The organism is Sulfitobacter aestuarii, assembly GCF_042685005.1.
In the GTDB taxonomy this organism is placed as follows: domain Bacteria; phylum Pseudomonadota; class Alphaproteobacteria; order Rhodobacterales; family Rhodobacteraceae; genus Sulfitobacter; species Sulfitobacter aestuarii.
This window is the reverse complement of sequence record NZ_JBHUMP010000001.1, coordinates 212,009-238,567: the sequence shown is the minus strand read 5'-3', so window position 1 is coordinate 238,567 and position 26,559 is coordinate 212,009. Positions and strand designations below refer to the sequence as shown.

The window sequence follows — 26,559 nt, the reverse complement described above, 5'->3', positions numbered from 1 at the left end:
TGAATCGAAAAAGGCGCGGCCAGTGGCGGCCGCGCCTTGGTCAATCCGAAGGTCGGCTTTCTTAGAAGCCCAGACCTGCGTATTTGTTCTTGAACTTCGACACGCGGCCGCCGGTATCCATCAGGCGCGATGTGCCGCCGGTCCATGCCGGATGCACGGAGGGGTCGATATCCAGCGACAACTGGTCGCCTTCCTTGCCCCATGTCGATTTCATCTGCACGATCGTGCCGTCGGTCATCTTGACGTTGATCATGTGATATTCGGGATGTGTATCAGCTTTCATCGATCTGATCCTTTAAGCGTTCGCGCCGGACTTGGGCTTGTAATGGGCGTTTTCAACGATACGCGCCGATTTACCGCGACGGCTGCGCAGGTAATACAGCTTGGCGCGACGCACGCGGCCGCGGCGGACCACGGTGATGCTGTCGATGTTGGTCGAATGCAGGGGGAACACACGCTCCACACCTTCGCCGAAGGAGATCTTGCGCACGGTGAAGGTACCGGCGATGCCGTGACCGTTCTTGCGCGAAATGCACACGCCTTCGTAATTCTGCACACGGGTGCGGGTGCCTTCGGTAACCTTGAATCCGACGCGGATGGTGTCGCCGGCACGGAAGTCGGGGATCTCTTTCCCCAGTTCGGCGATCTGTTCCGCCTCGATCTCTGCGATCAGGTTCATGACCTTCTCCTATGATGCTCGTGGTTGGGCCACGAAGTTTTCTGCGATCCAAGAGCTTCGGGATCTGTCGGGACGGCCCTTGGGCGCCCGCCGGAGGTAGCATCGTCGTTCCTTGCACAGCATCTGCCACAGCAGACGCGTCCGGAACCCACGGGTGATTCCAGACCTGGGCGGTATAGGGCGGATTATTGCACGGATCAAGGGGCGACGCGCAGGCCGATAGCCGAAACAGACCGGTCGGCCCATCGGATGGGGGAGGCGTAGGAAAATGCCCTTCCCCCGGCACATTGCTCTCGCGCGGCGCCGCGCCTAGGGTGCGCCCAGCTGGGCAGTTCCAATTTCCGAGGGCCGTATTTTGATGGTATTCTTTCCGCCCGCGCAGACGATCTCGACCGGGCTTGTCGTCGCGATCGTGGGTTTTTTCAGCTCCTTTCCGATCATCCTGCAGGGGCTTGTGGCCATGGGTGCCGATGCCGATCAATCGGCCTCCGGGTTGATGGCGGCGGCCCTGTCGATGGGGCTGGCGGGGATCGCTCTCAGCCTGTGGAAGCGCCAGCCGACCAGCGTGGCCTGGTCCACCCCCGGTCTCGCTCTGCTGGCGGCTTCGGCCCTGCCCGAACATGGCTTCGCCGGAGCGGTCGCCGCCTTTCTCTTTGCCGGGCTGTTGACCGTGGTCTCCGGCCTCTGGCGCCCGCTTGGCCGACTTGCAGCGTCGATCCCGGCGCCGCTGGCCCAGGCGATGCTCGCGGGCGTTCTGCTGGCACTTTGCCTGGTGCCGTTTCGCGCGCTCGCGGAGGCGCCGCGGCATGCCGTGCCGATCCTGTTGACCTGGTTCGTAGTGCGCCTGTTCAGCCGACCCTTCGCCGTACCCGCCGCGGTGATCGCCGCAGCGCTGGTGACGCTGGTGGCCGTGGAGTTCCAGGTGCCGCTGCCGGAGCAGCTGATCTCGCGGCCGGTCTGGGTCACGCCGGAATTCCACCTCGGAAATATTCTCAGTATCGGCGTGCCGCTGTTCATCGTGACCATGGCCACGCAGAACATCCCCGGCATCGCGATCCTGAAGAGCTTCGGCTATACGCCGCCGCCGGGGTCCCTGCTGGCCAGTGTCGGATTCGCCAGCGTGGTGACTGCGCCCTTCGGCTCGCCGCAGACCTGCCTGGCGGCGATCACCGCGGCGATGTGTGCGAGCGAGGATTCACACCCGGACCGCAGCCTGCGGTTCTGGTCGGCGGTCAATGGCGGGATCTTCTACTGTCTGCTCGGTTTGTTTGCCGGGGTCATCACCGCTTTCGCGAGCCTCGCGCCACCGATGGTGCTCGGCACGCTGGCGGGTGTGGCGCTGCTCGGGGTTTTCGCCAATGCCACATTCGCAGCGCTGGAAAACCCGAAATACCGCGAGGCCGCGGCGATCACCTTCCTCGTGACCGCCTCGGGAATCACGATCTTCGGGCTCGGCGCGGCGGTCTGGGGATTGCTGATCGGAGGCTTGGTGCAGACGGTGAGCCAGTTGAGAATGCGCTAGTCCTCGCCGCGAAGTTTCTGCCACAGGTCGGGACGGCGCAGACGGGTCAATTCCTCGGATTGCGCGCGCCGCCATTTGGCGATCTCGCCGTGATTGCCCGACATCAGCACCGGCGGGATCGGCCGACCCTGCCAGTCGGCAGGCCTTGTAAATTGCGGGTGTTCGAGCAACCCGGCGGAATGGCTTTCCTCGACCGCGCTCTCGGCATTGCCGAGCACGCCCGGCAACAGCCGCACGCTCGCGTCGATCATTGCCTGCGCCGCCAGTTCGCCGCCGGTCATCACGAAATCCCCGAGACTCACCTCGGTGATGCCGTAATGTTCGATCACCCGCTCATCGACGCCCTCGAACCGGCCGCAGAGCATGGTGACCCCGGCGCAATCGGCCAGATCGCGCGCCATGGCCTGATCGAAACGCCGACCGCGGGGCGACATGTAAAGGATCGGCCAACGCCCGCGCGCGTGATGCTGGGCCGCCTCGATGGCCGGGCCGACGACATCGGCACGCAGCACCATGCCGGCGCCGCCGCCTGCCGGGGTATCATCGACATTGCGATGCTTGCCGATCCCGAAGTCGCGCAGATCATGGGTGTGCAGCTGCCACAGCCCGTCCTGCAGGGCCCGCCCCGTCAGGCTGGCGCCGAGCACACCGGGGAAGAGCTCGGGAAAAAGGGTGATGATCCGCGCCTGCCAGATGTCGGTATAGGCGGGTTCCTCAGCCATGAGATCGCGTGGGATGGCGCTGGGGCGAATGCTCTGGCGGCCATGCGAACGGGTGGGGTGATCGGTCATAGAATGCCTGCTTGAATGAGGATTTCGGCCTTGGCTGCGGCGCGCTGCGTCGGTTCCTGGCGGCGGCGGTTGAGCTCCGGCAGGGTTTGCAGAAGCGCCCCATCCCCGCTGCGATAGCGCGGCGCCACCGGACGGTGCTGTACCCTGATGAGGCTAAGCGGGTCGCGCCAGGTTGAATCGCCGCGGGTGACGTAAAGAGCTTCAGCATCTGACCGCACAGGCGCAGGGCGCCCTGTGGTTTGGGCGCAGCGCGATTCTCATGCAGGACATTCTGCAATGTGGTGGTGCCGGACTTGCGAGATCCGTTGTGCAGGATGATCCGCCGGGGCATCAGCCCTTGTCCGGGTCGGGCAGGATCCCGAGTGGCGGATCCGCCACGATCCGTCCGGCGGCAAGATCGACCGTCGGCACCGCCGCCTTGGTGAAGGGCAGGAGAATCGTCGCGGAACTGCCCGCGAGTTGCAGTTCGAGAAGATCGTCGGCGCCGTGGTTCTGCACCGTCTTGACGATTCCGAGCAGAGCCCCGCCGGTGTCATGCACGGCAAGACCGATCAGGTCGGCATGGTAGAATTCGTCATCGGGCAGGGAGGGCAGCCGGGCACGGTCGGTAAAGAGCTCGGTGCCGCGTAGCGCATCGGCTTCTTCCTTGCTGGAAACATCGGCGACCCGGGCGGCGAAACCGTTCTTGATCGGCCGCAGCAGCGCCAGGGCAAACTGCCGCGATCCGTCCTCGCTGACGAGCGGGCTGTAGGTTTCGATATCCTCGGGCACGGCGCAGAAGCTCTTGATGCGCACTTCGCCCCGCACGCCGTAGGCTCCGGCGATGGCTCCGACACAGATCATTTCGCTCATTTCATTAACTCCGAATTGACGCAGATCGAACCGGCCCATCGGCCCTGACCGGAGGCGCAGAGGTCACGCATCTGGGCGCGTTCATACCAGATACCAACAAGAAAACCGACCGATAGCAGGATGACAAGACGGAACGGGCGCAGCATCAGCGGGACTCGATGACGAGCTGCGCAGCGCGGCTCTCCCAGTTCCTGGTTTCCAGTTCAGGGGTGAGCGAGGTCTCGCAGGGCCAGCCAAGACAGAGATAGGCAATCAGACGCCAGTCTTCCGGCGCGGCGAGGTCGCGGTTCAGCCTGTCGGGATCGATCACCGAGACCCAGCCGATGCCGAGCCCGAGAGCGCGGGCGGTGAGCCACATCAGATTGATCGCTCCGACGACGGAATACCGCCGCATTTCGGGCATCGTCGCGGTGCCGAGCCCATGGCCCTTGTCGGTCGCTTCGTCGCAATAGACCGCCAGCTGCACCGGCGCGTCTCGCATGCCCGAAAGCTTCAGCGAAGCATAGAGCGCCGCCTTCTCGCCGTGATAGCCCGCCAGCGCCTGGGCATTCGTCTCGCTGAAATTCTGCAAGGCCGCGCTGCGCGCGTCTTCGGAGGTGATCCGCAGGATGCGCCAGGGTTCGGACAGGCCGACGGAGGGGGCTAGGCTGAAAGTGTCGAGGCATTGCCTCAGCAAGGCCTCGTCCACGGGATCGGTGCGGAAATGGCGCACATCGCGGCGCCAGCGCATCAGATCGTGCAGCCCGGCACGGAATTCGTCGGAAAACTGTTCCATGCCGGGCCCGCCGGTCTTATTCCGCCGCGGCGTCGTCGGCCGGAGCGTTCGCGGCTTCCTCGGCTGCGGCCTTCTTGGCGGCTTTCTCTTCGACGCGTTCCTGGGCCTTCTTGCCCGGCGTGCCCTTCTTGGGGTTGCTGCGCTCGGTCTTGTCGCGGACGCCTGCGGCTTCGAGCATGCGGGCAACACGGTCGGTCGGCTGGGCGCCCTTGGCGATCCATTCCTGGATCTTCTCGACGTCCATCTTCACCCGGTCTTCGCTGTCCTTGGGCAGCAGCGGGTTGTAGGTGCCGAGCTTCTCGATGAAGCGGCCGTCGCGCGGCATGCGGCTGTCGGTGGCGACAATGCGGTAGAACGGGCGTTTCTTGGAGCCGCCGCGGGCGAGACGAATTTTCATGGCCATGTGAGTATCTCCTTGAAGGTCATGTCTTGGGGTTGGGAGGAAGAGCGGGGATCGCCCGCCCTAGGTCTGCTGTCGTTGATGGTGCCTGATCACTTCGGCGATAATGAAGTTCAGGAATTTCTTGGCGAATTCGGGGTCGAGATCGGCCTCCTCCGCCAAGGCTTCGAGCCGTTCGATCTGGGCGGCCTCACGGGCCGGATCGGACGGGGGAAGGTCGTGTTCCGCCTTGAGTTTCCCCACGGCCTGGGTGTGTTTGAACCGCTCGCCAAGGGTATAGACGAGGATCGCGTCGAGCCTGTCGATGCTGGCGCGGTGGTTCTTCAGCAGCTCGGCGGCCAAGACGGTAGCGTCGCTCATGTGGCGCTCCTGTGGCAAAGGGCGATTCCGGCCGCGGGGGCGGGACGCCTCCGGCGGGAGTATTGGAGGCATAGAGAGGCGGGCATCATTTCTTCTTTCCGAAACCGCTGAGACCGGAGGGCAGCCCCATGCCGCCGCCCATGCCACCGGGCAGCTTGGCGCCCATCTGCTTGGCAGCCGCTTCCAGCGCCTTGGGATCCATCTGGGAGGGGTCCATGCCGCCGGGCATGCCGCCCTTGCCCATCATGCCTTTCATCGCCTGTTTCAGCATGCCGCCTTTGCCCATCTTGCCCATCTTCTTCATCATGTCGGACATCTGGCGGTGCATTTTCATCAGCTTGTTGAGGTCGGAGACCTCCATGCCGGCACCTTTGGCGATGCGCTTCTTGCGGCTGGCCTGCAGCAGGGCCGGGTTGGCGCGTTCCTTCTTGGTCATCGACTGGATCAGTGCGATCTGCTGTTTCAGGACCTTGTCGTCGAAGCCCGCGTCTTCGACCTGTTTGGCCATCTTGCCCATGCCGGGCATCATGCCCATCATGCCCTGCATGCCGCCCATCTTGATCATCTGTTCAAGCTGCATCTTGAGGTCGTTCATGTTGAACTGACCCTTGGCCATGCGCTTCATCATCTTCTCGGCCTGTTCGGCCTCGATGGTTTCCTGCGCCTTCTCGACGAGGGCGACGATATCACCCATGCCGAGGATGCGGCCCGCGATGCGCTCCGGCTCGAAAGTTTCGAGCGCGTCCATCTTCTCGCCCAGTCCGACGAATTTGATCGGCTTGCCGGTGACCGCGCGCATCGAAAGCGCCGCGCCGCCGCGGCCGTCGCCGTCCATACGGGTCAGGACGACGCCGGAGATGCCGATGCGGTCATCGAAATTCTCGGCGGTGTGCACCGCGTCCTGACCGGTCAGGCCATCGACCACCAGCAGCGTCTCGCGCGGGGTGGCGACATCGCGCACCGCGGCGACCTGGACCATCAGCTCTTCATCGATGGAAAGGCGGCCGGCCGTGTCGAGCATGTAAACGTCATATCCGCCCAGAGCCGCCTGGGTCTTGGCTCGTCTGGCGATCGCGACGGGATCTTCGCCCTTGACGATCGGCAATGTGTCGACCCCGATCTGCATGCCGAGGATCGCCAGCTGTTCCATCGCCGCGGGGCGGTTGACGTCGAGCGAGGCCATCAGCACGCGCTTGCCGTCGCGGTCCTTAAGCCGCTTGGCGAGTTTGGCGGTGGTGGTGGTCTTGCCCGAACCCTGCAGGCCGACCATCAGGATCGGGGCGGGCGGGCTGTCGATCTTCAGCGCGCCGGGCTCGCCTTCGCCTTTCAACGTGTCGATCAGCGCGTCATGGACGATCTTGACGACCTGCTGGCCGGGGGTGACCGACTTGGTCACCGCCTGGCCGGTGGCCTGATCTTGCACCGCCTTGACGAAATCGCGCGCCACCGGCAGCGACACGTCCGCTTCCAGCAATGCGACGCGGACCTCGCGCAGGGCGGTCTTCACATCGTCTTCGGAAAGCGCACCCTGTTTGGTCAGGCGGTCGAAGACCCCGGAGAGGCGTTCGCTTAGATTTTCAAACATGGGCGGCGGCCCCCTATGGTCGGTTGCAATCCTCCCAACCTAGGAAGTCTTGCGGCAATTCACAAATGCCCCCGCCACGCTGCATCGTGGGGCCGAAACCAAATGGTTTCGCCCCCACGGGCGTAACACGCTGGTGGGGGGCGATCCCTGCACCGGGCAGGGACCGGAAGGCTTTGCTTCCGGAGATTGCGCCGCGTTTACGCTGCGAGGGCCTGGCTGTCAACACTGGCGCGCAGGGCCCCGCGCCCGTCAGGCGGCAGCGCGCAGCTCCGCGATACTGGCATGGGCCCGGGCGATGGTGTCTTCGGGATCCTTGGCCAGCGCATCCGCGGCGACGAAGGTCACGTCGCTCATGCCCATGAAGCCGAGCACATGTTCCAGATAACGGCTGTTGAAGTCGATCTCGGAGCCGAGCGGGGTGCCGCCGGACGCCATGGCGATGATCACCCGCTTGCCCTTGACCAGCCCTTCGGGCCCGTTCTCGGTATAGCGGAAGGTCACGCCGATGCGGGCGATCAGGTCGATCCATGCCTTGAGCGCAGCAGGAATAGAGAAATTGTAGACCGGCGCGCCGATCACGATCGTGTCTGCGGCCAGGAGCTCTGCAACGAGTTTGTCGGATTGTGACAGCGCTTCCTTCTGCTCGGCGCTGCGCTCCTCCTCCGGCTGGCTGCGTGCGATTGCCCAGGTGTGGGTGATCTGAGGGAGCGGACTGTCCGCGAGATCACGGGTGACGACGTCGGCATCCCCCAGCGTGGCGATGATGCGATCGGTGAGATCGCGGGTGATCGAGGTTTCGGTATTGGCGGAAGAATCGATACGAAGAATGGACATTGGCAGGGTTCCTTTCGGGTTTTGGGGTTCTTGAAGGATGAAATGGGCCTTGCGACTGCGAACGCAACTGGCAGAATGAGACATAAGCTGTTCATCGGTGCACAGGAGGCGTCGTGGAAAACTGGGATGAGGTCAGGACCGCCTTTCACGTCGCGCGGCTCGGCACTGTCAGCGGCGCCGCGGAGGTGCTTGGCGTGCATCATGCCACCGTAATCCGCCACATCGACGCGCTGGAGCGGCGGCTCGGGGTCAAGCTGTTCCAGCGTCATGCCCGCGGCTATACCCCAACCGAGGCGGGGCTTGACCTGCTGCGGGTGGCCAAGGCGACCGATGATCAATTCAGCCAGCTGGTGAGCCGGATCAAGGGCCGTGGCTCGGCGGTGAGCGGCGATCTGGTGGTGACTTCGCTGGTCTCGCTGGCGCCGCAGATCGCACCGCTGCTTGCGTCGTTTCAGGCGCAGCATCCGGCCGTGGTGGTGCGATACCTCACGGGGGATCGGCTGTTCCGGCTCGAATATGGCGAGGCACATGTCGCGATCCGCGCCGGGCGCGCCTCGGATCAGCCCGACAATGTGGTGCAGGCCCTCGCCACGCAGGAGATCGGCGCCTATGCCAGCAAGGCCTATGTCGCCGCGCAGGGTATCCCGCAGGGGCCGGAGGATTACGCGGCACATCGCTTCGTTGCCCACGACAACCGCAACAGCCGGGCACCCTATTACCAATGGCTGCGCGCCCATGTGTCTGAAGAGCGGATTACCTTCCGCAGCACCGATGTCGGCGCGCTGGCCGCCGCGGTGCGGGCCGGTGCCGGGATAGGCTTCCTGCCGGAAGTCGAGGCGCGACAGGACGGGGAGCTTGTGGAAATCCATGCGCCGCGTCCGGAATGGTCGGGGCCGCTGTGGCTGGTTACCCATGTCGATCTGCACCGCACCACCAAGGTCCAGGCCCTGCTGCAATTCCTCAAGGAACAGATGCGGGACGGCGTTCTGTGAGGCTCGGTCCGCAGGGGCAGGGCCATCTGGCGATGCTGTTCTTCTCGGCGCTGGTCGCTGGGTCGTTCTCGCTTGGCGCGCTGGTGGCGAACGACATTTCGCCGATCGCCTTCACCGCCCTGCGTTTCTGTCTGGCAGCGCTGTTGGTCGGGGCGATGGCGATGGCACAGGGCGGCATGTCACGGCGCAGCCTGGCGTCGCCCTGGCGCCATGCCCTGCTTGGCGGGCTCTTCGCGATCTATTTCGTGCTGATGTTCGAGGGTCTCAAGACCGCGCCGCCGGTCAGCGCCGCCGCCGTCTTCACCCTCGTGCCGCTGATGGTGGCCGGCTTTGCCTATCTGCTGCTGCGCCAGCGCCTGACCGCACGGATTTCCGCGGCGCTGGCGATCGGCGGGGCCGGCGCGCTCTGGGTGATCTTTCGCGCGGATCTCAGTGCGCTGCTGGCGTTCGACATCGGGCGCGGTGAGCTGATCTACTTCATCGGATGCATCAGCCATGCTCTCTATGCTCCGCTGGTGCGGCGGCTGAACCGGGGCGAGAGCCCGGCGATGTTCGGCTTCGGTACATTCGCCGCCGGGGCGGTGCTGCTGCTGATCTACGGCTGGCCGATGCTCTGGGCAACCGACTGGTCGTCCCTGCCGCCACGGGTCTGGGTGACCTTGTTCTACGTCACGTTCTTTGCCTCGGCGGTCACAATCGTACTCCTCCACTTCGCGACATTGCGGCTGCCCTCGGCCAAGGTCATGGCCTATACCTATCTGACCCCTTCCTGGGTGATTGTCTGGGAGATCATGCTCGGACATGGCGCACCGGGGGTGATGGTGCTGGGCGGCGTGATCCTGACGATGTTTGCCCTGCTGCTTCTCCTGCGCGATGACGATCCGCAGGTTTCGTGATATCATATGGAACTTCAAGGCCTTGCAGTAGTTGACTGTTGAACGTAACGCTCACAAGGAAATCAAGACATGCGTAGCATTATCTATATTATCGGCCTGATCGTCATCGTACTGGCCATTCTCAAATTCGCATTTGGCGCTTTCTGAATGCTCTTCCTCCCGTTCCTGCCCGGCCGGAACGGGAGTTTCACGATCTCTCCTGCTCCCTGTCTTCCGGCAATTCCGATCTGAGAAACCGTTCGAACGCGTCTAGGTTCACCGGTTCGAACTGCCCGAACCCCTGCATCCAGACCGATGCGGCACGCAGGGCATCCGGCTCCAGCTTGCACCATTTGACCCGGCCGCGCTTTTCCTGAGCAATCAATCCGGCGGCACTCAGCACTGACAGATGCTTCGAGATCGCTGCCAAAGACATGGCAAAGGGTTCCGCCACATCGGTGACAGCCATGTCATCTTCCAGCAGCATGGCTAGAATGGCGCGCCGCGTCGGGTCCGCCAGCGCAGCGAAGGTGATGTCCAGGGGATCGCTCATCCTTCATCATCTGGGCGAGTGCAGTGCCATCGTCAACCATTTGGTTGAATAACATTTGCCGCCCATTGTGCGCCGTACCCTGTGATGCAAAAGCATCAGCCGCGCCTCTTTATGCTATAAATACTCATATAAACAACGACTTGTCACAGGGTCAACGAGAGTTGACTCTGTTCCCCCCGCAGATTAGCACCAGCCCCAGACATCCAAAGGGGATTTTGGCATGACCGACCCGGAGCGCCAGCGGCAATTGCAGCAGCTCGAGGCCCGGATCGACGCCGCCAAGAAGCGCGGCGCGCCGAAACCCCGGGCGGATGAGCATTATTCGCAGGCCAACCTGGCCTGGCGCATGGTGATCGAATTGGTGGCCGGTCTGGGGATCGGTTTCGGCATCGGATACGGGTTGGACCTGCTGTTTGGCACCCTCCCCATCTTCATGGTGCTGTTTGTCATGCTGGGTCTGGCGGCGGGGGTGAAGACGATGCTTCGCTCCGCGGGGGAAATCCAGCACAAGAAACTGGCCGACGAGGCCGAAAATGATGCGCCCGCCAAGGGCGGCAAGGACGAAGGGGCCTGAAATGGCGACAGATGTGAACGCAGCAGCAGGCCAAGAAGCCGAAGAGGGCGGTCTGGTCTTTCACCCGATGGATCAGTTCAAGGTCGAGCCGTTCTTCGGCGACGGCGCGGTGGCCTGGTATACGATCAGCAACGCCGCGGTCTGGACCGGGCTGGCGGTGCTGGCAGTCTTCCTCCTGCTGGTGCTCGGCAGCTCGAAACGCTCGATCGTCCCGGGGCGTCTGCAATCGGTGGCCGAACTGGCCTATGGTTTCATCTACAAGATGGTCGAGGATATCTGCGGCAAGGAAGGGGTGAAATACTTCCCCTATATCATGACCCTGTTCATGTTCATCGTCTGCGCCAACTTCCTCGGGCTGATCCCCACCGCTTTCACCCCGACTTCGCATTTCGCCGTGACGGTGCTTCTGGCGCTGGCGGTGTTCCTGACGGTGACCGTCCTCGGCTTTGTGAAGAACGGCGCCGCCTTCCTCGGGTTGTTCTGGGTGTCCTCGGCGCCGCTGGCGCTGCGCCCGATCCTGGCGGTCATCGAGCTGATCTCCTATTTCGTGCGCCCGGTCAGCCATTCCATTCGTCTGGCGGGCAACGTCATGGCAGGCCACGCGGTGATCAAGGTGTTTGCCGGCTTTGCCGCCATCGCGGTCATCAGCCCGGTATCGGTCGTGGCAATCACCGCCATGTACGGCCTGGAGGTCCTTGTGTCCTTCATCCAGGCCTATGTCTTCACCATCCTGACATGCGTGTATCTGAAAGACGCACTGCATCCGGGTCACTAATTCGGGCGACTTAATCCCGTCCAAATACTCAACTTCCAATCGTAAGGAGAATTCACATGGAAGGCGATCTCGCACATATCGGCGCAGGCCTGGCAGCAATCGGTTCCGGCGCAGCCGCGATCGGTGTGGGCAACGTGGCAGGCAACTTCCTGTCCGGCGCCCTGCGCAACCCTTCGGCAGCCGCCGGTCAGACCGCGACCCTGTTCATCGGCATCGCGTTCGCAGAAGCGCTGGGGATCTTCTCGTTCCTCGTCGCCCTGCTGCTGATGTTCGCCGTCTAAGCTCTCGGAATCGACATCCTTACGAGCGGGCGGACGCGATTTTCGTGTCCGCCCGAAAGTAACGGCAGAGTTTCCAAGGAGAAGCCAAGATGGCAACTGAAACACATAGCGACGGTCTGGCAGACGCCGTTGGCGTTGACATGCACGTGCCCGGCGACGCGCCCGGCATGCCGCAGCTGGACTTCGCGACCTGGGGCAACCAGATCTTCTGGCTGGTCCTGGCGCTGATCGCGATCTACTTCATCCTGTCCCGCGTGGCCCTGCCGCGTATCGGCGGGGTGCTGGCCGAACGTCAAGGCACCATCAGCAACGACATCGCCGCCGCGGAGGACCTCAAGTCCAAGGCCGGTGAAGCCGAGGCCGCCTATGACAAGGCGCTGCTCGATGCCCGTGCCGAGGCACAGCGCATCGTTGCGGATGCAAGGGCCGACATCCAGGCCGACCTCGACGTGGCCATCGCCAAGGCGGATGCCGAGATTGCCGCCAAATCGGCCGAGTCCGAGAGAGCGATCTCCGAAATTCGTGCCGGGGCGTTGGAAAATGTCAAGGACGTGGCCCGAGACACGGCCCGGGAGATCGTTGCCGCACTCGGCGTCGAGGCCGACGCGCAAACCGTCGATGCGGCCGTTGCGGCCCGGATGAAGGGATAGACAATGCGTTTGACTTTTTCCGCCCTGACCGCCGCGCTTCTGGCCGGTCCGGCGCTCGCCGCCGAAGGCCCCTTCGTATCGCTGCACAACACCGATTTCGTGGTGCTGCTTGCTTTCCTGCTGTTCATCGCGGTGCTGTTCTATTTCAAGGTGCCATCGCTGATGGCCGGGATGCTGGACAAGCGCGCCGAGGGGATCAAGAGCGAACTCGACGAAGCCCGCGCCCTGCGCGAAGAAGCGCAGACGCTGCTTGCCAGCTATGAGCGCAAGCAGAAAGACGTGCAGGATCAGGCAGATCGCATCGTCTCCGCCGCCAAGGAAGAGGCCAATGCCGCCGCCGAACAGGCACGGCTCGACCTCGCCAAGTCGCTGGAGCGGCGCATGGCCGCCGCGGAAGAGCAGATCGGCTCCGCCGAGGCTGCCGCGGTGAAGGAAGTGCGCGACCAGGCGGTGATCATTGCCGTGGCCGCGGCCCGCGAGGTGATCGCCAAGCAGATGAGCGCTGCTGACAGCAACAAGCTGATCGACGACTCCATCGCCCAGGTGGACGCCAAGCTGCACTAGGCGGCGTTGCCCCTTTCAGAGACGGAAAGACCCGGCCCATGGCCGGGTTTTTTGTTTCGGACAGGCCAGCATAATCTTGTCTGTTAAACCCGCGGTAACCTATCCCCGCCATTCTCCGTCGCATGATCCGCTCCACCCTCCTCTTGCTCATCGCTCTTGCTTTCTCGGCTTGTAACGTGCCGGGGCCGCATTTCCGCGATCTGGCTGCCACACGCGTGACGGTAGATGGGTCAACCTTCGATGTGCGTCATCGCGGTGAGCTGGCCGAGGCAACGCGTGTCAACGTGCAATACGCACCCCGTTTCGGCCCTATCCGGTCACGGGCAGGCCGTGCAATGGCGCTTGTCAGCGGCTGCCGCGTCATGGAAGTGTACGGCGATCAGGCGCTGTCGACAGGCGTGCTCGATTGTGCGAAAAACCGCCCGGTTCCGCATGATTGATCCCGCGTAGGGATTGCGCAGTCGCTTCGAGCGGGCTAGGTCCGCTGGCAGAATGACCCGATTTGCAATGAAGTTGCATCTCGTCGGCTGACGCAATATCTTGTGGATAAGATGGTAAACACCCCCTTTGATAGTGTGGTGCGATTGACTCGTCGCAGCTGCCTCCGGCACATTCGCGGTATAGACTGAAACATCGGAGCGGACCGCCCCTTGCGTTTTTCCAAACTCAGACTGACCGGCTTCAAAAGCTTCGTCGACCCGACCGACCTGATCATCTCCGACGGGCTGACCGGAGTTGTTGGTCCCAATGGCTGCGGCAAGTCCAACCTGCTTGAGGCGCTGCGCTGGGTGATGGGTGAGAACCGCCCGACTGCGATGCGCGGTGGTGGCATGGAAGACGTCATCTTCGCCGGTGCGGCGACCCGACCGGCCCGCAACTTCGCCGAAGTCGCGCTGCATATCGACAACGCCGAGCGGCTCGCTCCCGCTGGTTTCAACGACCATGACGCGTTGGAGATCACCCGCCGCATCACCCGCGATGTCGGCAGCGCCTACAAGGCCGGCGGCAAGGAGGTGCGTGCGCGCGATGTGCAGATGCTCTTTGCCGATGCCTCGACCGGTGCGCATAGTCCGGCGCTGGTCCGGCAGGGGCAGATCGCCGAGCTGATCAATGCCAAGCCGCGCAACCGCCGTCGCATTCTTGAAGAGGCGGCGGGGATTTCCGGTCTTTACCAACGGCGCCACGAGGCCGAGCTGAAGCTGAACAGCGCCGAGGCGAATCTGGCGCGCGTCGAAGACATCATCGAACAGCTTGCGACGCAGCTGTCACAACTGGCCCGTCAGGCCCGTCAGGCGGCGCGCTACCGTGAGATCGGCGAGGAGCTGCGGCGCAGCGAGGGGATGCTACTCTACCGGCGCTGGCATGAAGCCGACGCAGCGCGCCTGCGCACGGAGGATGAGTTACGCCAACGGATCACCGCGGCGGCGCAGGCCGAGACGATCGTCAAGCAGGCGCTGGCGGCGCGTCAGGCCGCCGAGGATTCCCTGCCGCCCCTGCGCGAGGAGGAAACCATCGCCACGGCATTGCTGCAACGCCTGACGGTGCAGCGCGATACGCTGGCCGAGCAGGAAGACCGTGCGCGCAAGACGATCGCCACGCTGGAAGCGCGGATCGCCCAGCTTGGCCGCGACATCGACCGCGAAGCGGAGCTCAATCGTGATGCCGAAGAGACCATCGCCGGGTTGAAAGCGGAAGCGGTCGAGCTGACCCGTGCGAACACCGGGCACGAGGATGCGCTCGAAGCTGGCGCGCTGGCCGCCTGCGAGGCCGCGGAGATATTGCAAGGCCGAGAGACGGAACTCGCCGCCCAGACCGAGGATGTCGCGCGCCTCGCCGCGCGGCACAATACCGCGCAGCGCCTGCTCGCCGATAACCGCAAGATCCAGGCCAAGTCGGAGACCGAGGCGCAGAAGGCGCAGCGGGCGGTCGCCGACAGCAAGGCGGCGCTGGACAGGTCGGCAGAGGATTTCGAAGCCGCCAAACACGCCGAAACAGCAGCGGTGAACGCGGCGGCAGCCGCGGATGAAGCGCTGCTGCGGGCGGAGGAAACACGGGCGGAGACGCAGGGCCGTGAAGCCGTGGCGCGCGACAAAAGATCCGAAGCGGAAGGCGAGATGAACGCGCTGCGTGCGGAAGTCGCGGCCTTGGCCACGCTGGTGGAACGCGACGCCGCCGAAGGGGAGCAGCTCCTTGACCGGCTGCAGGTCGCGCCGGGCTTTGAAAAGGCGCTGGGGGCAGCTCTGTCCGATGATCTCCGTGCCCCGGCCATCGACGCGGATGTGCCAACCGGTTGGGCCGAACTGTCAGCCTATGCAACGCCGCAGCCCCTCCCGCCGGGGGTCACGCCGCTTGGTCAGCATGTCACGGCGCCCGAGGTGCTTGAGCGACGCATGGCGCAGATCGGATTGGTGGAACCCGAGCTTGGCGCAAGGTTGCAGGGTGATCTTCTGCCCGGTCAGCGGCTGGTTTCGCAAGCGGGCGATCTCTGGCGCTGGGACGGTTATCGCGCCGCCGCCGAAGACGCGCCCTCTGCTGCGGCGCTGCGTCTGCAGCAATTGAATCGGCTCGAAAGCCTGAGAAAGTCCCTCGCGGAAGCGGAGGCGCGCAGCGATGTGGCGCGGGTGGCGCATGAGGAAGAGCAGCAGCTGCTCGCCGCACAATCAGCCGCCGACAAACAGGCCCGCGAGGCACGCCGCGACGCTGACCGGCAGGTCGCCGAAGCCGGTCGCGCGCTGAGCCGCGCGGAGGCGGATCGCAACCTCGCCGAGGGACGGCTGGAATCGCTGGGGATCGCGGTGAAACGGCACGAGGACGAAGCCATGGCCGCCCGTGGCCGGGTGCTCGAGGCCGAGCGCGCGATGCTTGATCTCGATGATCTCGGCGCGGCCCGCAAATCGGTCGAAGAACTGCGCATGGCGGTGGAGGCGGCGCGGATCATGATGATGACCCGCCTTTCCTCCCATGACGAATTGCGCCGTGACGGTGAGAGCCGCAGCCGCCGTCAGGAGGAGATCGTCCGCGAGATCAACAATTGGCAGCAGCGGCTCGACAATGCCGCAGAGCGCAGCACCGAATTGGTGAACCGCAAGGCTGGCGCCGAGGCGGAACTGGCCGAGGCCGGCAGCGCGCCGGGCAAGATTGCCGGTGAGCGGGCCGCGCTCGCCATTTCGCTTGCCGATGCCGAAAGCCGCCGCACGGCTGCGACCGAAGGGCTGGCCGGGGCCGAGGCGGCATTGCGTGAGGCCACGCAGGCCGAGCGCGATGCGGAGCGTTCGGCCTCCGATGCCCGTGAGACTCGCGCCCGCGCCGAGGCGCGCAGCGATGCCGCGCACGAGACATTGACGCAGGCAGCAGAGCGGATCTCCGAGGTGCAGCAGCTCAGCCCAGAGGCGCTATTGCGTGAGCTTGGCACGGCTGTGGACGCGATGCCGGGTATCGACGCGCTGGAAGCCGAGGTGACCCGGCTCCGGCGCCAGCGGGATACGCTCGGCGCGGTGAACCTGCGGGCCGAGGATGATGCCACTGCCGTGCGCGAGGAGCATGACCTGCTTGCCGGGGAGAAGGCCGATCTCGAAGAGGCGATCAAGACCCTACGCAGCGGCATTGCCGGGCTCAACAAGGAAGGCCGCGAACGCCTGCTGAGCGCTTTCGATCAGGTCAACTCGAACTTCTCGATGCTCTTCACCCATCTGTTCGGGGGCGGTGAGGCCAATCTCGTGATGGTCGAATCCGATGATCCGCTCGAGGCGGGGCTCGAGATCATGTGTCAGCCGCCCGGCAAGAAGTTGAGCACGCTGAGCCTGTTGTCCGGCGGGGAGCAGACATTGACCGCGATGGCGTTGATCTTCGCCGTCTTCCTCGCCAATCCGGCGCCGATCTGCGTGTTGGACGAGGTCGACGCGCCGCTCGACGACGCCAATGTGACGCGGTTCTGCGACCTGCTTGACGAGATGTGTCGCCAGACGGACACGCGTTTCCTGATTATCACCCATCATGCTGTGACAATGTCGCGGATGGACCGGCTGTTCGGTGTGACCATGGCCGAACAGGGCGTCAGCCAGCTGGTTTCCGTCGATCTCAAGAAGGCCGAATCCCTGGTCGCCTGACCATTGACCCGCGGTTCGGGTCGTTCTTCGGCAGGCCGGGTCGCCCGGGTCAGCGATTGTCCTTGGATGTCCGCCTCTCCACCGGCCCTCCGGCCTTCTCCCAACCCGCGAATCCGTCGCGCAGATGGGCGGCTTCGAAACCCATATCCTGCAGGGTGGCAACCGAAATGGCCGAGCGCCAGCCCGAGGCACAGTGAAAGACGAACTTGCTGTCTTCTGCGAAAACCTCCTTGAAATAGGGGCTTTCGGGGTCCACCCAGAATTCGAGCATGCCGCGCGGACAGTGAAACGCCCCGGGAATATACCCGCTGCGTTCGCGTTCGCGCGGGTCGCGCAGATCGACGAATTGCACATTGGGGTCATCGAGCATCGCGACGGCGACGGTGCTGTCGATCTCCTCGATCCGGGCGCGGGATTCTGCGACCATTTGGGCGGCGGTTTTCTTCAGGGCCATGGGTACCTCTCCGTTGAATAGGAAACTAGGAGGTCGACTGGCCTTTCGTCAACTCAGCACCAGTCCGAGACCCAGTGTGGCGAGCAACATCAGCGTCCAGGCTTGCCAGAGGCAGGTGACGGATCTATCGATGTCGGGCGGGCCGATGTCTCGGCCGCCGCTGCCGTTGACCCAGGCGAATTGCTGCATGACACCATCATAGGCGCGCGGCCCGGAAAGCGCGACGTCGATGGCGCGAGCCGTGGCCGCTTCGGGCCAGCCGGCGTTGGGGGACCGGTGCCGGGCGGCGTCTTCGCGGATTGCGGCCCAATCCCCCATGACGCCCCCGGGCAGGGCGATGAGCAGGGCGGTCAGCCGGGCCGGGATCAGGTTCAGCAGGTCATCGAGACGGGCGGCGGCCTTGCCGAATTGCTCATAACGGGTATTGCGATAACCGATCATGCTGTCGGCGGTGTTGACGATCTTGTAGATGAAGATGCCGGGCAGGCCCCCGATCAGGAACCAGAAGGCCGGAGCGACCACCCCGTCGCCAAGATTTTCGGCGGCGCTTTCGATGGCGGAACGGCATATGTTTGGCGTCGGCATCGCGTCGGTATCGCGGCTGACAATCATCCCTACTGCGCGGCGGCCCTCCGGTAGCGAGATTCGCAGCCCGTCGGCCACCGCGCGCACATGCGCTACCAGTGAGCGCTGCGCCAGCAATATCGCTGCGAGCAGGATCTCCACCAGCGGACCGAGCAGGCTCAGCAGAGCGCCGAGCAGACCGGCCGCGAGCACCAGCAGCGCCACGCTCAGCGCGCCCTTGGCGAACCGGGAGCGGCCCTGGTTCAGGCGCTTGTCAAGGAATGCGACGGCACGGCCCATCAGCACCGCCGGATGCGGCAGGCGCTGCCAGAGCCAGTCGGGCTCACCGAACAGCGCATCGAGCAGCAGGGCGCAGACCAGCAACAGCGCGGTATTCATCGCAGGGCGTTTTCCAGCCGCTCCCAGCCCTCGGCAGCAGGAAGGCCAAGGCGCAGCCAGCGCGGGTTATAGGGGAAGACACGGCTCCAGATCCGCTGTCGGGCGAGATGGTCCTGCCAAAGCGCGGAGTCGGCCACGTCGTAGAGACGGAACAGATTGCTGCCGCCGACAAGCGTCGCATCGCCTCTGCAGATCAGCTCGTCGAGCCGAGCTGCGTCCGCCGCCAACCGCAAGCGCGTGGCTTCTGCCCAGCCCCGATCCCGCAGCGCGGTTGCGCCGATATGCAGGGCCGGACCCGAGACCGGCCAGGGGCCGAGCATGGCGCCAAGTCGCGCGATAAATTCAGCATCGCCGATCACGAAGCCGAGGCGGAGACCGGCCAGCCCCCAGAACTTGCCGAAGCTCTTGAGGATCAGCGTACCGGGTTTCGTCGCTTCATGAATCAGGCTGGCGTCGGGCGCGATGTCGCAAAAACTCTCGTCGATGATCCGCAGCTCGCCGTCCAGATCATCGGCGCGCCAGAAGCGTCCGTCGGGGTTGTTGGGATGGACACGCACGCTGGCAGTGCCGTCCGCCTCTGTCACCTGCCAACCGGCTTGCATGAAACTCGCCGCATGTTCGTTATAGGTCGGCGCCGGAATCGCAACTCTGCCCGGCGCGGCAAGGCGCGGGATATGGACGATGGCGGCGGAAGCCCCCGGCACGGCAAGGATCGCGGCGGATTCGGGAACCTCCCAGAAACAGCGCGCTGCGTCGATCGCCCGGTTTTGCGCGTCCCGGTCGGGCAGGGCCGTCCAGACATCCGATGCCATTGCGGGAACGGGATAGGGAACCGGGTTTATCCCGGTGGACAGATCGAGCCATTCCGCCCGATGCCCGCCGAAACGGGCGGCCGCCGCATCGACACCGCCGCCATGGTCGCGCTTCGCCTCTGTCACATCGCCCCCCACCGCGTTTCCGAGCGCGGGCCTGCCGCCTCTGCACCTGCACAAAGCTGAAAACGCCCTTGCGATCAAGCGCCAAGCGTTCAGCCGCGACCGTGTGGTGCTTCGAAATCTAGTATCGGGTTGATCGGGATGATCCGCTGCGGATTGATGCTGTCGTGGCTGTAATGGTAATGACGCACGATATGCTCGAAATTCACGGTCTCGGCGACACCGGGATATTGATAGAGTTCGCGGGTATAGGCCCAGAGATTCGGATAATCGACGATCCGCCGACGATTGCATTTGAAATGCTGGTGATAGACCTTGTCGAACCGCACCAGTGTGGTGAACAGCCGCCAGTCGGCCTCGGTCAGCCGCGCACCGACAAGGTAGCGTTGCTTGGAAAGGATATCCTCGATCCAGTCGAGACTGTCGAACAGCGGATAGACCGCCTCGTCATAGGCGCTCTGGCTGGTGGCGAAACCGGCCTTGTAGACACCGTTGTTGACGCTGTCATAGACCCGGTCGTTGATCTCGTCGATCTCCCGGCGCAGTGTTTCGGGGTAATAGTCGCCATCGTTTCCGGTGATGCCGTCGAAGGCATTGTTGAACATGCGGATGATCTCGGCGGATTCGTTGGAGACAATGGTATCCTGTTTCCTGTCCCAGAGCACCGGCACCGTCACCCGGCCGGAAGCCTCTTGATCGGCTCTGAGATAGATGTCGCGCAGATAGGGCAGGTCATGCAACCTGTCGCCGCTGGTGCAGGGAAAATCCTGGTCGAAGGTCCAGCCTTCGCCAAGCAGATCGGGATGCACGACAGAGACGTCGATGTGATCGGCCAGTCCCTTGAACCGGCGAAAGATCAAGGTGCGATGCGCCCAGGGGCAGGCGAGGCTGACATAAAGGTGATAGCGGCCTGATTCTGCCGCAAATCCCCCCCTGCCGCGCGGGCCGGGGGCACCGTCCGGGGTGATCCAGTTGCGGAATTGGGTTTCCGAACGTTCGAACTTGCCGCCCGAGGAATCGGTGTCATAACCCACATCCCGCCATTCGCCGTTGACCAATAGGCCCATGTTGTTCTCCTTCGCTTGTCATGGAGAACATATAGCGTGTCGAGTGCATTGCGACCTTGGCAGGCGTCGCACATGCGCGTTGCGGCAATGCACAAAGGCCGGATGTCATAAAAAATTAACTTGATTATCCCTAGGTTTAAGGCAGCCTTGAGACACAAGCTGGGGGATATCATGGAAGCGATTTTGTCAAAGGAAGTGCAGGCGGGGCTCGACGCGGCGCGCCTTTCCGCGCTGCGCAAAGCGTCTCGGTTGCGCATCGAGGTGGACGGCAAGCAGCACAAGGTGCTGCGCATGTGGAAGACAGGTTTCGCACTGGAAGCGGAGACGGCGCCGTATCTGCGCGGGCTGGTTGATCTCTATGACGGGGCCAACCACCTGTTTCAGTGTCTTATCGTGGCTTCCGACGAGGAGGCTGGCGAAATGCATTACGAGTTCAAACGCGCCACGGCGGTCGCCGATGCCGCGGCGCTGGATTTTGAGCGTCCCGATAATGCGCCGGTCGCGCTGATCGAATAGGCCGACCGGCTCGACCCTGCCGGATGCAGTAGGGCGCTTCCGGCAGGGCTATTGACGGTTGATCTCGCTATTGCAGGTCGCCGAATGCTTCTGTGAGACGTGCGCAGGCGTCCTTCACCCGCGCCCGGGGGGTCGCGAGGTTGAAGCGCAGGAAGCTTTCGCCCCCTTTCCCGAAGCTCGGCCCGTGGTTGACGGCAATTTGCGCATCCTGCTCGACACGTCGGGTGAATTCCTCTGTCGTCATGCCGGTGTCGGCGAAATCGACCCAGGCCAGATAGGTGGATTCAAGTTTCATCGAGGATACGCCGGGGATTGCGTTGACGGCGGCGTCGAAGAGCTGTCGGTTGCCGTCCAGATAGGTGGTCAGGTCATCGACCCAAGCCGCGCCCTCAGGCGAATAGGCGGCGGTGGCGGTGATCATTCCGAAAGCGTTGGGCGACAGGCCGAGCGCCGCCTGTCGCGCGGCGAAGCGGGCGCGCAGGTCGGGATCTTCTATGATCACGTTGCCGGTATGGGCGCCTGCGAGGTTGAAGGTCTTGGAGGTCGAGGTCAGCATCACCAGCCGCTCGGCGATGTCGTCGAGCAGGGCCATCGGGATATGGCTCTGGCCGGGCATCACCAGATCGTGGTGGATCTCGTCGGAAACCAGCAGCAGATCGTGGCGGCGCGCGAAATCGGCGACGCCCTGCAGCTCTTCGCGGCGCCAGACCCGGCCACCCGGATTATGCGGCGAGCAGAGGATCAGCATCTTTTCAGCGCCACTCATCTGCGCGTCATAGGTGTCGAAATCCATTTCATAGCGGCCATTGTCACTGACCAGCGGACATTCGACCACCTCGCGTCCGGCAGCGCGGATCACGCGCGCGAAAGCGTGATAGACGGGGGTGAACAGCACCACCCCGTCGCCGGGCGCGGTATAGGTATCCACGCATAGGCCGACCGCGTTCACGAGACCATGGGTCGAGGATATCCAGTCCGGTTGCACCTGCCAGCCATGGCGATGCCGCATCCACCAGCAGATCGCGGCGGTATAGGCAGAATCGTCGCCGAAATAGCCGTAGATCCCGTGATCAAGCTTCTCCTGCAGCGCCTGCTGCACCACCATGGGAGGGCGGAAGTCCATATCCGCGACCCACATCGGGATGCCGGTGTCCGGCGAGACGCCATAGACCTTCTCCATCATGTCCCATTTGCTGGAATGGCTGTTGCGCCGCTCGATCATCTCGTCGAAGCTCATCTCGGTCTCCTTTGCTCGCATCGGCCCAAGCTATCCGCTATCGCGCCGGGAGCAAGCCCTGTTGCAGCGCCGACTGGCATCGCCTAAATCAACCTCATGAAACGCCCCATTCTCCTGCACCCCGACCCGCGGCTCAAGAAAGCCTGCGCCCCCGTCGATGATCTTTCGGATGCCCGCCGCGCGCTGGCCGATGACATGCTTGCCACCATGTATGACGCCCCCGGCATCGGCCTGGCGGCGCCGCAGGTCGGCGTGCTGGAACGGCTGATCGTGCTCGATTGCGTCAAGGAGGAGGGCGAGGCGCCGCGGCCGCTGGTGATGTTCAACCCCGAAGTGATCGCCAGTTCGGAGGCGCTCAGCACCTATGAGGAAGGTTGCCTGTCGATCCCCGAGCAATTCGCCGAGGTGACGCGGCCCGCCGAGGTCGAGGTGACCTGGCTTGATCGCAACGGGCGCGAACAGCGGGAAACTTTCGCCGGGCTCTGGGCGACCTGCGTGCAGCACGAGATCGACCATCTGAACGGCAAGCTGTTCATCGATTACCTCAAGCCCCTGCGCCGCCAGATGATCACCCGCAAGATGGTCAAGATGAAACGCGAGCTGGCGCGCGGATGAGCGTGCTGCCGATCCTGACCTGGCCCGATCCGCGCCTGACCGAGACCTGTGCGCCGATAAGTGAGATCACGCCGGAGATCGAAGTGCTGGCGGCGGATATGCTCGCGACCATGTATGCCGCCCCGGGGCGCGGGCTTGCCGGACCTCAGGTCGGCGCGATACTGCGAATCTTCGTGATGGATATCGGGTGGAAAGACGGCAAGCCCGATCCACTGATCTGCATCAACCCGATGTTTCAGGAGATTGGCGAAGAGCGGGCGAGCGGACCCGAGGGCTGTCTTTCGACTCCCGGTATCAATGTCGAGGTCTGCCGCGCGCGTCAGGTGCAGATGGTCTGGACCGGGCTCGACGGGGCCCGTTACGTGCAGAGCTTCGACGGATTCGGCGCAATTTGCGCGCAGCACGAGATGGACCACCTCGATGGTGTGGTCACATTCGATCATCTCGGCGCAGAGGATCGCGCGGCGCTGATCGCGGACTATGAAGCCCGATGAGCATCCGCCGTATCATTCCCTGGCCCCATGCCTGTCTGCGCCAAGCTGCGGCACCGGTTGCCGGGATCACCGACGAGATCCGCGCGCTTTGGCAGGACATGGTCGAAACCATGGACGCGATGCCCGGCGTCGGTCTGGCCGCGCCGCAGATCGGGGTGGCGTTGCAGGTTGCGGTGGTCGATGCCTCTGAGCTGCGCAACCGGCGTATTCTGCTGGCCAATCCGGAGATCATCGACGCATCGGCGGTACTGCGCGAACATGAAGAGGCGAGTCCCAACCTGCCGGGGGTTTCGGCAAAGCTGAGCCGCCCGCGCGGGGTGACGGTGCGATTTCTTGGCGAAGACGGAGAGATCACGCAGCGCGACTTCGTCGGACTCGAGGCGACGTCCGTGCAGCATCAGATAGACCATCTGAACGGCAGGATGTTCTTTGACAACCTGAGCAAGACCAGACGGGACATGCTGATCCGCCGTGCCCGCAAGCGCAACCCGTAGGGTAGGTGCAACCCACGGCCCCCTCCCGCCCGCCTGAAAAAGGAAGCCCCACATGCGCATCATCTTCATGGGAACGCCGGAATTTTCGGTCCCGGTGCTCGAAGCGCTGGTCGAGGACGGTCACGAGATCGCCGCCGTCTATTGTCAGCCGCCCCGCCCCGCCGGGCGCGGCAAGAAAGACCGTCCGAGCCCGGTGCAGGCCCGGGCCGAGGCGCTCGGATTGCCGGTGCGCCATCCGGTAACGCTGAAGACGCCCGAAGCTCAGGCCGATTTCGCGGCGCTCGGTGCCGATGTCGCGGTGGTGGTGGCCTATGGGCTGATCCTGCCGCAGGCGGTGCTCAATGCGCCACGCCGCGGCTGTCTCAATATTCACGCCAGCCTGCTGCCGCGCTGGCGCGGGGCGGCGCCGATCCATCGCGCGATCATGGCCGGGGATGAGTGGACCGGGGTCTGTATCATGCAGATGGAAGCCGGGCTCGACACTGGGCCAGTGCTACTCTGTGAGGAGACGCAGATCGGCGAGAGCGAGACCACGGCGCAATTGCATGACCGGCTGAGCGCGATGGGGGCGGGGCTGATCGTCACGGCGCTGGGACGGCTCGATGAGCTGCGCGCCACGCCGCAGCCCGAAGCCGGTGTGACCTATGCCGCCAAGATCGACAAGGGCGAGTCACGGATCGACTGGACCCTCCCGGCGGCCGAGCTCGACCGGCGGATCCGTGGCCTGTCGCCTTTTCCGGGTGCCTGGTTCGAGCAGGACGGTCAGCGCATCAAGGTATTGGCTTCGGAACTTGCCGACGGTTCGGGTGCGCCCGGCGAGGTGCTCGACGCTGATCTGCGCGTCGCCTGTGGCAGCGGTGCCATCCGCCTGACCCGCCTGCAGCGGGCGGGCAGGGGGGCGCAGGATGCCCCGGACTTCCAGCGCGGCGCGCAGTATACGCCGGGGCTGCGGCTCGGGTAGCGCCGAAATGGCCTTGCAGGGCAAGGCCGGCCTCCGGCGGGAGTATTGCCCGGCATAAAGAGGCGGGTCAGGATTTCGGCGGGGTGCTTTTGTAGACCGGCAGGTGCCAGCCGAAATGGAGCGATCCGGCGCGCAGGATCCAGGTGAGGCAGGCGCAGGTCAGCAGCGGTACGGTCGGTGACTCGAAGTGCCCTTCGAGCAGCGCCGCGCCGGCCGCGCCGGTGAAGGCGGCGGAGACATAGAGTTCGCCCTGTTTGAGCACCAGCGGCACCTGGCCGACGACGACGTCGCGCATCAGCCCCCCCATGCACCCGGTAATCATGCCCATCAGGATGACGATCACCGGGGCCTGGTCGCGGGCCATCGCGACACCGGCCCCGGCTGCGACGGCAACGGCGAGGGCGAAACTGTCGAGCCAGATCAACGCACGCATGCGGCTTTCGAGGCGGTGGGCCGTTAAGAACACGACGACGGCGGCAGCGCTGGCGACGGCCAGATAGGTCGGGTCGGCAATCCAGAACACCGGATCGCGGTGCAGGAGCTGGTCGCGGATCGTGCCGCCGCCCACGGCGGTCAGGCAGGCGAGAAAGGCGAATCCGACCAGATCGAGCTGGGCGCGGCTGGCGACCAGCGCGCCGGTGATCGCGAAGACCAGCACCGAGGCGTAATCCAGCAGGGAGATCAGGGTCATTTCTTGAACGGCGCCATTCCCGCCCTGGCCAGCGCATCGGCGCGTTCGTTTTCGGGATGACCGGCATGGCCTTTCACCCATTTCCAGGTGACCTGATGGCGGGCGTTGGCGGCGTCGAGGCGCTGCCAGAGTTCGGCGTTTTTCACCGGATTCTTGGCCGCGTTCTTCCAGCCGTTCTTTTTCCAGCCGAAGATCCAGCCGGTGATGCCGTTCTTGACGTAATTGCTGTCGGTGACAATGGTGATCTCCGTGGGGCGGTCGAGCGCTTCGAGCGCGTTAATCGCGGCCAGGAGCTCCATGCGATTGTTGGTGGTAGCGGCTTCGCCGCCTTTGAGTTCCCGTTCCTTGACCACCTGCGCGCCGTCCTTGGCCTGCATCAGCGCGCCCCAGCCGCCGGGGCCGGGATTGCCGGAACAGGCGCCATCGGTATATGCGTAGAGTTTGGTCATCGGGTCAGTCTTTCTTGCAGTGATATCGGGTGCGCGCGGCGCGGTCAGGTGAGCCAGAGCGCGAGTCCGAGGCAGGCCAGTACCACGATGCTCAGCGGCAGACGCAGCGCCATCCACCAGGAAGGCGCCAGTGACCAGCGCCAGAAGGCGAAATCGAGGATCAGCAGCCCGGCGAAGCCCGACATCAGGTTGAGCAGGGCGCTGCTCGGTCCGGCGCCGGGGGCGAAGAACCACCAGAGCGCGGGGAGGGTGGAGAGCGCATAGGCCGCGGCGGCGCGGGTGCCGCGCGCGCGGGTGGCGAAACCCCAGAGTACGCCCGACATGAACGGCAGAATTACCGAGCCGTAGCGCAGCATCACCAGGCGGCCGTCCGTGCCGAGCGCGCGCGGCAAGCGGCCGGAGATCCCGCCATCGACGCCGAGCAGGAGCATTGCCGCCCAGAGGAAGGGCAGCAGCCCGGCAAAGCCGAGGATCAGCGCCGGGGCGGGCACGCGCTTGAGCGGGGCGAGGAACAT

General features: G+C 64.3%; 33 protein-coding genes. 15 read left to right on the top strand and 18 right to left on the bottom strand.

Annotated elements, in window-relative coordinates; genetic code table 11:
- Positions 1–61 precede the first annotated feature (61 nt).
- Together rpmE and rplS are read right to left on the bottom strand one after the other, a co-directional pair.
- Positions 62–283 (bottom strand): 50S ribosomal protein L31, encoded by a 222-nt coding sequence (gene rpmE / locus ACFSUD_RS01230; RefSeq protein WP_386370670.1) that lies wholly within the window; start codon positions 281–283, stop codon positions 62–64.
- Positions 284–295: 12 nt separating this feature from the next.
- Positions 296–679 carry a 50S ribosomal protein L19 gene (rplS, locus tag ACFSUD_RS01225; RefSeq protein WP_386370668.1) on the bottom strand — a complete coding sequence of 128 codons (384 nt, stop codon included), beginning with the start codon at positions 677–679 and terminating at the stop codon, positions 296–298.
- Between the two features lie 358 nt (positions 680–1,037).
- On the opposite strand from rplS, the gene ACFSUD_RS01220 reads away from it, so the two are divergent.
- Positions 1,038–2,201, top strand: coding sequence for a benzoate/H(+) symporter BenE family transporter (locus ACFSUD_RS01220; protein WP_386370666.1), 1,164 nt, complete (start codon positions 1,038–1,040; stop codon positions 2,199–2,201).
- Here ACFSUD_RS01220 and trmD read toward each other — a convergent pair.
- From trmD to ACFSUD_RS01185, 7 genes are all read right to left on the bottom strand, one after another.
- A complete protein-coding gene (gene trmD / locus ACFSUD_RS01215) occupies positions 2,198–2,992 on the bottom strand; it encodes a tRNA (guanosine(37)-N1)-methyltransferase TrmD (RefSeq protein ID WP_386370664.1) in 795 nt (264 codons plus the stop codon). The two genes, ACFSUD_RS01220 and trmD, sit on opposite strands and share 4 nt — an antisense overlap.
- Positions 2,993–3,322: 330 nt before the next feature.
- Positions 3,323–3,844, bottom strand: a complete 522-nt coding sequence (gene rimM, locus ACFSUD_RS01210) for a ribosome maturation factor RimM (protein WP_386370662.1) — start codon at positions 3,842–3,844, stop codon at positions 3,323–3,325.
- A 145-nt stretch (positions 3,845–3,989) separates the two neighbouring features.
- Positions 3,990–4,619, bottom strand: a complete 630-nt coding sequence (gene bluB / locus ACFSUD_RS01205) for a 5,6-dimethylbenzimidazole synthase (protein WP_386370661.1) — start codon at positions 4,617–4,619, stop codon at positions 3,990–3,992.
- 16 nt (positions 4,620–4,635) lie between these two features.
- The gene (gene rpsP, locus ACFSUD_RS01200; protein ID WP_386370659.1) at positions 4,636–5,022 is read right to left on the bottom strand and encodes a 30S ribosomal protein S16; all 387 of its coding nucleotides are present in this window, start codon (positions 5,020–5,022) and stop codon (positions 4,636–4,638) included.
- A 60-nt stretch (positions 5,023–5,082) separates the two neighbouring features.
- Entirely contained in the window at positions 5,083–5,379 is a 297-nt protein-coding gene (locus ACFSUD_RS01195; protein WP_386370657.1) for a chorismate mutase, read from the bottom strand.
- A gap of 85 nt (positions 5,380–5,464) precedes the next feature.
- A complete protein-coding gene (ffh, locus tag ACFSUD_RS01190; protein ID WP_386370655.1) occupies positions 5,465–6,964 on the bottom strand; it encodes a signal recognition particle protein in 1,500 nt (499 codons plus the stop codon).
- A 249-nt stretch (positions 6,965–7,213) separates the two neighbouring features.
- Positions 7,214–7,798 (bottom strand): FMN-dependent NADH-azoreductase, encoded by a 585-nt coding sequence (locus ACFSUD_RS01185; RefSeq protein WP_386370653.1) that lies wholly within the window; start codon positions 7,796–7,798, stop codon positions 7,214–7,216.
- 113 nt (positions 7,799–7,911) lie between these two features.
- On the opposite strand from ACFSUD_RS01185, the gene ACFSUD_RS01180 reads away from it, so the two are divergent.
- Both ACFSUD_RS01180 and ACFSUD_RS01175 read left to right on the top strand, forming a co-directional pair.
- Entirely contained in the window at positions 7,912–8,790 is an 879-nt protein-coding gene (locus tag ACFSUD_RS01180) for a LysR family transcriptional regulator (protein WP_386370651.1), read from the top strand.
- A gap of 32 nt (positions 8,791–8,822) precedes the next feature.
- On the top strand, positions 8,823–9,686 hold the full coding sequence (locus ACFSUD_RS01175; protein ID WP_386371084.1) for a DMT family transporter: 864 nt from the start codon (positions 8,823–8,825) through the stop codon (positions 9,684–9,686).
- A 187-nt stretch (positions 9,687–9,873) separates the two neighbouring features.
- Here the strand turns inward: ACFSUD_RS01175 and ACFSUD_RS01170 are convergent, their stop codons facing one another.
- Positions 9,874–10,218 (bottom strand): ArsR/SmtB family transcription factor, encoded by a 345-nt coding sequence (locus ACFSUD_RS01170; RefSeq protein ID WP_386370649.1) that lies wholly within the window; start codon positions 10,216–10,218, stop codon positions 9,874–9,876.
- Between the two features lie 220 nt (positions 10,219–10,438).
- On the opposite strand from ACFSUD_RS01170, the gene ACFSUD_RS01165 reads away from it, so the two are divergent.
- From ACFSUD_RS01165 to ACFSUD_RS01135, 7 genes are all read left to right on the top strand, one after another.
- Complete coding sequence (locus tag ACFSUD_RS01165; protein ID WP_386370648.1) at positions 10,439–10,792, top strand: AtpZ/AtpI family protein; 354 nt, start codon at positions 10,439–10,441, stop codon at positions 10,790–10,792.
- A gap of 1 nt (position 10,793) precedes the next feature.
- Entirely contained in the window at positions 10,794–11,567 is a 774-nt protein-coding gene (locus ACFSUD_RS01160; RefSeq protein ID WP_386370646.1) for a F0F1 ATP synthase subunit A, read from the top strand.
- A gap of 56 nt (positions 11,568–11,623) precedes the next feature.
- Positions 11,624–11,848: a F0F1 ATP synthase subunit C gene (locus ACFSUD_RS01155; protein WP_084351458.1), complete on the top strand. Its 225-nt coding sequence runs from the start codon at positions 11,624–11,626 to the stop codon at positions 11,846–11,848.
- An 89-nt stretch (positions 11,849–11,937) separates the two neighbouring features.
- Entirely contained in the window at positions 11,938–12,498 is a 561-nt protein-coding gene (locus ACFSUD_RS01150) for a F0F1 ATP synthase subunit B' (protein WP_386370644.1), read from the top strand.
- Between the two features lie 3 nt (positions 12,499–12,501).
- A complete protein-coding gene (locus ACFSUD_RS01145) occupies positions 12,502–13,062 on the top strand; it encodes a F0F1 ATP synthase subunit B (RefSeq protein WP_386370643.1) in 561 nt (186 codons plus the stop codon).
- A gap of 122 nt (positions 13,063–13,184) precedes the next feature.
- Positions 13,185–13,502 carry a hypothetical protein gene (locus ACFSUD_RS01140; protein WP_386370641.1) on the top strand — a complete coding sequence of 106 codons (318 nt, stop codon included), beginning with the start codon at positions 13,185–13,187 and terminating at the stop codon, positions 13,500–13,502.
- Positions 13,503–13,712: 210 nt separating this feature from the next.
- Positions 13,713–17,168, top strand: a complete 3,456-nt coding sequence (locus ACFSUD_RS01135; protein WP_386370639.1) for a chromosome segregation SMC family protein — start codon at positions 13,713–13,715, stop codon at positions 17,166–17,168.
- 49 nt (positions 17,169–17,217) lie between these two features.
- Here the strand turns inward: ACFSUD_RS01135 and ACFSUD_RS01130 are convergent, their stop codons facing one another.
- From ACFSUD_RS01130 to ACFSUD_RS01115, 4 genes are all read right to left on the bottom strand, one after another.
- Positions 17,218–17,622 (bottom strand): rhodanese-like domain-containing protein, encoded by a 405-nt coding sequence (locus tag ACFSUD_RS01130; RefSeq protein WP_386370637.1) that lies wholly within the window; start codon positions 17,620–17,622, stop codon positions 17,218–17,220.
- 48 nt (positions 17,623–17,670) lie between these two features.
- Entirely contained in the window at positions 17,671–18,585 is a 915-nt protein-coding gene (cbiB, locus tag ACFSUD_RS01125; protein ID WP_386370635.1) for an adenosylcobinamide-phosphate synthase CbiB, read from the bottom strand.
- Entirely contained in the window at positions 18,582–19,523 is a 942-nt protein-coding gene (locus ACFSUD_RS01120; RefSeq protein ID WP_386370633.1) for a threonine-phosphate decarboxylase, read from the bottom strand. Before ACFSUD_RS01120 ends, cbiB begins: the two co-directional genes overlap by 4 nt.
- A gap of 89 nt (positions 19,524–19,612) precedes the next feature.
- A complete protein-coding gene (locus ACFSUD_RS01115) occupies positions 19,613–20,587 on the bottom strand; it encodes a glutathione S-transferase family protein (protein ID WP_386370632.1) in 975 nt (324 codons plus the stop codon).
- Between the two features lie 171 nt (positions 20,588–20,758).
- Here ACFSUD_RS01115 and ACFSUD_RS01110 point away from each other — a divergent pair, with 171 nt between their 5' ends.
- On the top strand, positions 20,759–21,103 hold the full coding sequence (locus ACFSUD_RS01110) for a hypothetical protein (protein WP_386370630.1): 345 nt from the start codon (positions 20,759–20,761) through the stop codon (positions 21,101–21,103).
- A 67-nt stretch (positions 21,104–21,170) separates the two neighbouring features.
- Here ACFSUD_RS01110 and ACFSUD_RS01105 read toward each other — a convergent pair whose 3' ends face one another.
- On the bottom strand, positions 21,171–22,340 hold the full coding sequence (locus tag ACFSUD_RS01105) for a MalY/PatB family protein (RefSeq protein WP_386370629.1): 1,170 nt from the start codon (positions 22,338–22,340) through the stop codon (positions 21,171–21,173).
- A gap of 96 nt (positions 22,341–22,436) precedes the next feature.
- Between ACFSUD_RS01105 and def (ACFSUD_RS01100) the strand changes: the two genes are divergently transcribed.
- The 4 genes from def (ACFSUD_RS01100) to fmt are packed head-to-tail and all read left to right on the top strand — an operon-like array spanning position 22,437 to position 24,904.
- The gene (def, locus tag ACFSUD_RS01100) at positions 22,437–22,955 is read left to right on the top strand and encodes a peptide deformylase (RefSeq protein WP_386370626.1); all 519 of its coding nucleotides are present in this window, start codon (positions 22,437–22,439) and stop codon (positions 22,953–22,955) included.
- A complete protein-coding gene (gene def, locus ACFSUD_RS01095; protein ID WP_386370623.1) occupies positions 22,952–23,449 on the top strand; it encodes a peptide deformylase in 498 nt (165 codons plus the stop codon). The genes def (ACFSUD_RS01100) and def (ACFSUD_RS01095) overlap by 4 nt, the downstream gene beginning before the upstream one ends.
- Complete coding sequence (def, locus tag ACFSUD_RS01090; protein ID WP_386370620.1) at positions 23,446–23,943, top strand: peptide deformylase; 498 nt, start codon at positions 23,446–23,448, stop codon at positions 23,941–23,943. Before def (ACFSUD_RS01095) ends, def (ACFSUD_RS01090) begins: the two co-directional genes overlap by 4 nt.
- Positions 23,944–23,995: 52 nt before the next feature.
- Complete coding sequence (gene fmt, locus ACFSUD_RS01085) at positions 23,996–24,904, top strand: methionyl-tRNA formyltransferase (RefSeq protein ID WP_386370617.1); 909 nt, start codon at positions 23,996–23,998, stop codon at positions 24,902–24,904.
- A gap of 67 nt (positions 24,905–24,971) precedes the next feature.
- On the opposite strand, the gene ACFSUD_RS01080 is transcribed toward fmt, so the two are convergent.
- From ACFSUD_RS01080 to ACFSUD_RS01070, 3 genes are read right to left on the bottom strand one after another with little or no spacing between them, the layout of a single operon-like run.
- Positions 24,972–25,595 (bottom strand): trimeric intracellular cation channel family protein, encoded by a 624-nt coding sequence (locus tag ACFSUD_RS01080; protein ID WP_386370614.1) that lies wholly within the window; start codon positions 25,593–25,595, stop codon positions 24,972–24,974.
- On the bottom strand, positions 25,592–26,044 hold the full coding sequence (gene rnhA / locus ACFSUD_RS01075; RefSeq protein ID WP_386370611.1) for a ribonuclease HI: 453 nt from the start codon (positions 26,042–26,044) through the stop codon (positions 25,592–25,594). Before rnhA ends, ACFSUD_RS01080 begins: the two co-directional genes overlap by 4 nt.
- Positions 26,045–26,088: 44 nt before the next feature.
- The gene (locus tag ACFSUD_RS01070) at positions 26,089–26,559 is read right to left on the bottom strand and encodes a DUF3429 domain-containing protein (RefSeq protein ID WP_386370609.1); all 471 of its coding nucleotides are present in this window, start codon (positions 26,557–26,559) and stop codon (positions 26,089–26,091) included.